We start from the raw sequence: 5,872 nt of genomic DNA, 5'->3' as shown, positions 1-5,872 counted from the left end.
CTTTTAGATGGAAGACTGCGTATTGATAATAATGATTCGGAGCGTAGTATAAAACCATTTGCAGTTGGCAGAAAAAATTGGATGTTCTGTGCAACAACTAAGGGTGCTAAAGCTAGTGCAAATATTTATAGTATTATTGAAACTTGCAAAGTAAATAAGATTAATCCTTATGATTATTTAAAATATTTGCTGAATCATATTCATGATTATTCTGATCCAAAAGAGTTAGTAAATTTACTTCCATATAATATTGATAAAAAAATATCATCAAATTAAATTTTTTTTAGAATTATCAAAAAACTTAAGAAACCCAAAGAAAGGCGGATAATACTTGTCAAGATGGGGATATTTTAGCGTTTACTCCATGTCCACTCACTTTTGTACTATATGAAGTTTGATAATCACTAAATAAGTTTTTCAAGATCTCTGGTTTTATTCCATTTCCATTATCTTTAATATGTACTTCTCTATTCTCTTTATTTAAAAAAATTTCAATTTTTACATTATTTCCCGCATATTTAAAAGAATTATTTATTAAATTAGATATAATATGTTGCAATAATGTTGGTGATCCCAAAAATTTAAAATCTTTATGTATATTATCTTTATCTAAAAAATAAATATCTGATTTTTGTAATTTTATCATGTCATAGGCAGCTATTGCATTATTAATGCAATCAATTATAAAATAATCTCCCCAATCATCTGGCTTATAATTATCATTTATATTTATTGAGCTAAGCATAATATTAATGTCTTGAATTGATTGATTATTATACTGCTTCATCTTATTAATATAATTCATTATACCTTCTTTATTACCTACTTTTAATCCTTTTTCTATTAATTCTAATCCCATATTATTAGCTGATAGTGGAGCATTTACATCATGTGCTATTGCTTTGCTTAATGTATAAATCGTATTAATTTTCTCTTTTGTTATTTTTTCCATTATCTCTCTTTTTCCTGTTAAAAATAAGGATAAGAATATTATAGTCCAAATATATGAGATAATTGCAGCAACTGTATAATGTAATGGTGTTATCCAAATTATCTGCCCATGAAATATTTTATATATTATTAAAGCTGCAATACTGCCTATAAAGAATACAAATATAACCTCTAATTTTTCTAATAAAATAAAAGACCAAACAAGACCAACAAAACAATTAAATAGCCAATATATATCTCCTTTATTTAACAAAGTAGTGTATAATCCAAGAAAAGAAATACTAAAGCAAATACATATATACCAATATATAGCTGAGTATTTGTTTAAAAATTTTGGCCAATGTGTTTTAAGTAACAATGGTATAGATAAACAAAGTGCAACCCCTCTAAGGGTAATAGATTCTTTTGTTTGATATATATCATTACCTGTTATGCTTAAAGCTATGACAATAAAATTACTAACAAAAAGAAAAATTCCAAAAATAAAATATGGACGCTCTAAATTTACTGACATTTCAATCCTTATTTCTTCAATATAAAAAAAACTAAATTATTATTACTTTGCTTAATTACATCTATTACCTTAAATCTACAAAAGCTTAATAATGTTTGTAAATAATTTTTTTTAAATTTTCTTGAATTAACTAAGTGATATTGGGCACCTTTTTCAATAGAAATTATATCATTACCAAGAGTAAAAGATTGAGATTTATTAGCTACTAACTTACCTTGCATCTTAGTATCATCACTACTTTCTACTATTTCACATAGATGAGAGAATAATTCTGGGTCAAAATTTTTAGATAATGTGCTTTTACCAAATACTCTTAACATATTAAGATAAAATTGATATACAGAATTATTTTTATAAGCATTATATATAACTTGCTTATTTTGTGTAGTGTCAAAACTGATTATAAAAACTGATGATTCACATAACAATACTCTTATACTATTTAATATACTAATATTTTCTTCGTTAGTTAAATTAGCTAAACATGTACCAAGCATAAACACACAAGATTTTGGTTCAACTGATAAATTATGTTTTTTTGTTATATCAAGACATATACCTTTAGCTTTTATATCTTTAAAATAAGAAGATACCACATTTGCTGCAGCATTTGCATATTCTTTATGACAGTCTATAGCATAGTATTTTTTTAGTTTATTTGAGTGACTTAAAAAAGGAATTGTTTTTTTTGATATTGCATATCTTGAGCCAGGTCCTATTTCATAAAAAATACTATAATCTTTTATAATGTCGGACATTATTTTTGAATTGTGAATTAATTCTATTTCACTTTTAGATACATAATATTTTTCCTCTTTTTCAAGAATTTGCTTATAGTAATCAACTTTTCCTAAATAACCATATTTAGTAAGATGACCTGTTTTTTTATAAGCAAATAAATCATAAAAATCTTTTAATATATTATCTTCCATTTTCTTCCTCTAAGTTTTAACTTTATTATTTTTATCAATTAGTTTATTGATTACTTTTATTATTTCTGTGCTTTCTGTATTTTTAAATAAAATCGCATCAAATACATTGAACCTATCATTCCCAACATATGGCAACTCCTTATCTTGAGTATATAAAACTGTTGGAATATCTTTAAACCTATTATCTAATTGCAATGTCTCAGCCAATTCCAAACCGTTAATTCCCAACATAATATAATCAATCCAAAATAAATCAATTTTTATATCATTAGTTTCAGAGAGAAATTTCAGCAAATCTTCACCACTATGGAACTGTGTTGTTAGGAACCCATTATTTTTGAAGATCTCACATACCATATTTGCTATAAAAATATTATCTTCTATAATAAAAATATGTTTTGACACCACTAATACTTTTAAAAACACTTGATTTACATTAAGTAAAATATTGTGTAAAATCAAATAAAAATTTAGTAAAAATACATTTAAATATTTTAATTATTTTTAAAAATTCTAGCTTTATCTCTTTCCCAATCTCTTTGTTTTATTGCCTCTCTCTTATCGTGCTTTTTCTTCCCTTTAGCAAGTCCTAGTGATATTTTAGCTATATTTTTTTTGTTAAAATAGAGTGTTAAAGGTATTAAAGTATAGCCTTTACGTTTTATTAATCCTACTAACTTATTTATTTCTTTTTTATGTAATAGTAGCTTTCGTTGTCTTTTAGGATTATGTTTAAAAGACTTTGCTTTATTATATTCGGGAATATTAGCTCCTAAAATAAAAATTTCATTATCAATATTATTTGCATAAGATTCATTTATGCTTGCTTTAGAAAATCTTAGTGATTTAACTTCTGAACCCTTTAAAACAATACCTGCTTCAACTTTATCTTCAATTAGATATTCATGATAAGCTTTTTTATTTTGAGCAATAATTTGAATTTCATGTTTAATTTTATTCATGCGATATATTTTTTAGCAATATTATCAAATTCTTTAATTTCTTTAAGCAATTGATTTAAATCATTTATATGTAACATACAAGCACCATCACTAGGAGCACTATCTGGATTATCGTGAGTTTCAATAAATAACCCCGCAATGCCTATAGAAGTAGCAGCTCTTGCTAAAGGTTTTATAAACTGCCTTTGCCCACCACTTTGGTTACCAAGACCCCCAGGTTGTTGAACAGAATGAGTGGCATCAAAAATTACTGGATAACCAGTCTCTTTCATTATTTCCAAACCTCTCATATCATTTATTAAAGTATTATATCCAAATGAAACTCCACGTTCTGTTAATAAAATTTTTTCATTATCGTTTGAAACAATTTTATTAATTATATTCTGGACATCCCATGGAGCAAGAAATTGCCCCTTCTTAACATTAATTACTTTACCAGTATTTGCTGCTGCAATAAGTAAATCTGTTTGTCTACATAAAAATGCTGGTATTTGTAATATATCAATAACTTCTGATACTTGACTGCATTGTTCAGGTAAATGAACATCAGTAAGGATAGGACAGTCAATTTCTTTTTTTATTTCTTCAAATATGGGGATTGATTCATCTAATCCTATACCTCTTTTAGCAGTTGCTGAAGTTCTATTTGCCTTATCAAATGAAGTTTTAAAAATCATATTAATTGAGTTATCATCTGCTATTTTTTTAATATATCTAGCCATATAAAGTGCATGATCTCTAGATTCTAGTTGGCATGGTCCTGCAATTAAAGTAATTGGAAGATCATTGGAAATTTTAAAGTTATTATCTATATTGATTTGTTTACAGTTACTCATTTACTTTTTTAATGAACTTAGAATTTTTCATATTTATATGCTAAATTATCTATTAGCTCAATAATTTTAAAAGAATTTTATGGTAAAAATGCCTCATTGGCCAAAGCAATTTGGCAGAGATTATATTGATTTAGGACTAACAAGAATTAAATCCCTACTAAAAAAATTAGGTAATCCAGAAAAAAAAATACCTCCTGTAATTCATGTTGCAGGCACTAATGGTAAAGGATCAACAATAGCATTTTTAAAATCTATTTTAAATAGTGCAGGGTACAAGGTTCATCAATATACGTCTCCACATTTATTAAACTTTAACGAAAGAATAGTAATTTCTGATAATAAAATAACTGATAACCAGCTTTACGAGGTTATAGAAGAGTGTAGATTTAATGCTAAAGGATTGGATTTGACTTTTTTTGAAGCTACAACAGGCGCTGCATTTTTAGCTTTCTCCAAATATCATGCAGATATTGTATTATTAGAAACTGGCTTAGGAGGAAGGTATGATGCAACAAATATTATGGAAAATACATTAATGAGTATTATAACGCCAATATCATATGATCATATGGAATATTTAGGCAATAATCTACTTGATATAGCTAGCGAAAAAGCAGGCATAATAAAAAATTATTCAAAATGCATTATTAGCTGGCAAGAGACTAAAGTATTAAATTACCTAATTGATGAATGCAAAAAAATTGGATCGGAATATATTGCTTGTCAAAAAGATTGGAATTTTAAAAAAATAGAGCAGGGGTTTCAATTCCTTGATCTAGTTAATGATAAAATTATTGATTTTCCAATGCCTAATTTAATAGGTATACATCAAATAATTAATGCTTCAACAGCAATATGTGCTGCAAGAAATTTAAATGGAAATTTTACAATAAACTTTAATAACTTAAAGCAAGGTATTATGAGTGCTAATTGGCCATCAAGAATGGAAAAAGTGCAAAATGGGACGATCCTATCCCTATTACCTAAAAATAGCGAAATATGGCTTGATGGCGCTCATAATGAGCTAGGCGCACAAATGATAGCTGCCACAATTGATACTTTTATTAAAATGCCTACATTTTTAATTAATGGAAGAACTAGAAATAGAGATATAAAAGGTTTTTTGCTGCCATTTAAGGATAAAGTAGAATATGTATTAGCCGTACCAGTTGAATGGGAACCAGACAGTGAAAATCCTGAAAAAATAAAAAATATTGCACATAACATTGGTATAAAATCAATTGAATTTGAATCTCTTAAAGAAGCCTTGCAGTTGTGCAATAAACTAAGCAAAGGCAATTCTATACGTGTTATTATTTGTGGATCATTATATTTGACTGCAGATTTAAAAAAATTATTTTAGGATAAAAAGATCCTATTATAGTAAACTTTAGAATGATGGATTTGGTAGAAAAATAATGCGATATAAATCTTACATCGCATTGTAAGCGCTAAAATAAGGGCATCTAGGCAAGAATAAAAATAAGTGGTAGAACAAAAGCCTAAAAAAATAGAGGCTAATGATGCTATTAGAAAAAAAGAAAAAAAGAATAAGTAATGAAAAATGGAAAGAGCTAGTAGAAGAATATAAAAAAAGTAATGTAAGTAAATATGAATTTTGTAAGCAAAAGAATGTGCCGAGAAGTACATTTTATAAATGGCACAGAATTCTTGTAG

General features: G+C 26.6%; 8 protein-coding genes. 3 read left to right on the top strand and 5 right to left on the bottom strand.

Translation table 11 applies throughout. The features are described 5' to 3' along the window. Positions 1-276, top strand: a 276-nt coding sequence (locus EIC27_RS05830) for a transposase domain-containing protein (RefSeq protein ID WP_153183752.1), incomplete at its 5' end; no start/stop codon positions are given. 58 nt (positions 277-334) lie between these two features. On the opposite strand, the gene EIC27_RS05825 is transcribed toward EIC27_RS05830, so the two are convergent. From EIC27_RS05825 to kdsA, 5 genes are all read right to left on the bottom strand, one after another. Beyond that, complete coding sequence (locus EIC27_RS05825; protein WP_126045147.1) at positions 335-1,465, bottom strand: sensor histidine kinase; 1,131 nt, start codon at positions 1,463-1,465, stop codon at positions 335-337. Positions 1,466-1,473: 8 nt separating this feature from the next. Beyond that, positions 1,474-2,397 (bottom strand): L-histidine N(alpha)-methyltransferase, encoded by a 924-nt coding sequence (locus tag EIC27_RS05820; RefSeq protein WP_126045146.1) that lies wholly within the window; start codon positions 2,395-2,397, stop codon positions 1,474-1,476. 9 nt (positions 2,398-2,406) lie between these two features. Next, complete coding sequence (locus EIC27_RS05815) at positions 2,407-2,802, bottom strand: response regulator (RefSeq protein WP_153183772.1); 396 nt, start codon at positions 2,800-2,802, stop codon at positions 2,407-2,409. Between the two features lie 89 nt (positions 2,803-2,891). Beyond that, a complete protein-coding gene (gene smpB / locus EIC27_RS05810; protein WP_126045144.1) occupies positions 2,892-3,359 on the bottom strand; it encodes an SsrA-binding protein SmpB in 468 nt (155 codons plus the stop codon). Next, positions 3,356-4,195: a 3-deoxy-8-phosphooctulonate synthase gene (gene kdsA, locus EIC27_RS05805; protein ID WP_126045143.1), complete on the bottom strand. Its 840-nt coding sequence runs from the start codon at positions 4,193-4,195 to the stop codon at positions 3,356-3,358. Before kdsA ends, smpB begins: the two co-directional genes overlap by 4 nt. A 79-nt stretch (positions 4,196-4,274) precedes the next feature. Between kdsA and EIC27_RS05800 the strand changes: the two genes are divergently transcribed. Further along, positions 4,275-5,558: a bifunctional folylpolyglutamate synthase/dihydrofolate synthase gene (locus EIC27_RS05800; protein ID WP_126045142.1), complete on the top strand. Its 1,284-nt coding sequence runs from the start codon at positions 4,275-4,277 to the stop codon at positions 5,556-5,558. Positions 5,559-5,715: 157 nt separating this feature from the next. Next, a partial coding sequence (gene tnpA / locus EIC27_RS08365) for an IS66 family insertion sequence element accessory protein TnpA (RefSeq protein WP_410519448.1) occupies positions 5,716-5,872 on the top strand: 157 nt, incomplete at its 3' end.

The organism is Candidatus Aquarickettsia rohweri (genome assembly GCF_003953955.1).
GTDB classification, from domain to species: domain Bacteria; phylum Pseudomonadota; class Alphaproteobacteria; order Rickettsiales; family Midichloriaceae; genus Aquirickettsia; species Aquirickettsia rohweri.
The sequence above is the reverse complement of the archived record's forward strand: the minus strand, read 5'-3'. Positions and strand labels throughout refer to the sequence as shown.

What these genes read in the sequence shown, in the direction of transcription:
- kdsA (WP_126045143.1), bottom strand. Translation starts at nt 4,195, where the DNA reads ATGAGTAACTGTAAACAAATCAATATAGATAATAACTTTAAAATTTCC.
- EIC27_RS05825 (WP_126045147.1), bottom strand. Translation starts at nt 1,465, where the DNA reads ATGTCAGTAAATTTAGAGCGTCCATATTTTATTTTTGGAATTTTTCTT.
- smpB (WP_126045144.1), bottom strand. Translation starts at nt 3,359, where the DNA reads ATGAATAAAATTAAACATGAAATTCAAATTATTGCTCAAAATAAAAAA.
- EIC27_RS05800 (WP_126045142.1), top strand. Translation starts at nt 4,275, where the DNA reads ATGGTAAAAATGCCTCATTGGCCAAAGCAATTTGGCAGAGATTATATT.
- EIC27_RS05820 (WP_126045146.1), bottom strand. Translation starts at nt 2,397, where the DNA reads ATGGAAGATAATATATTAAAAGATTTTTATGATTTATTTGCTTATAAA.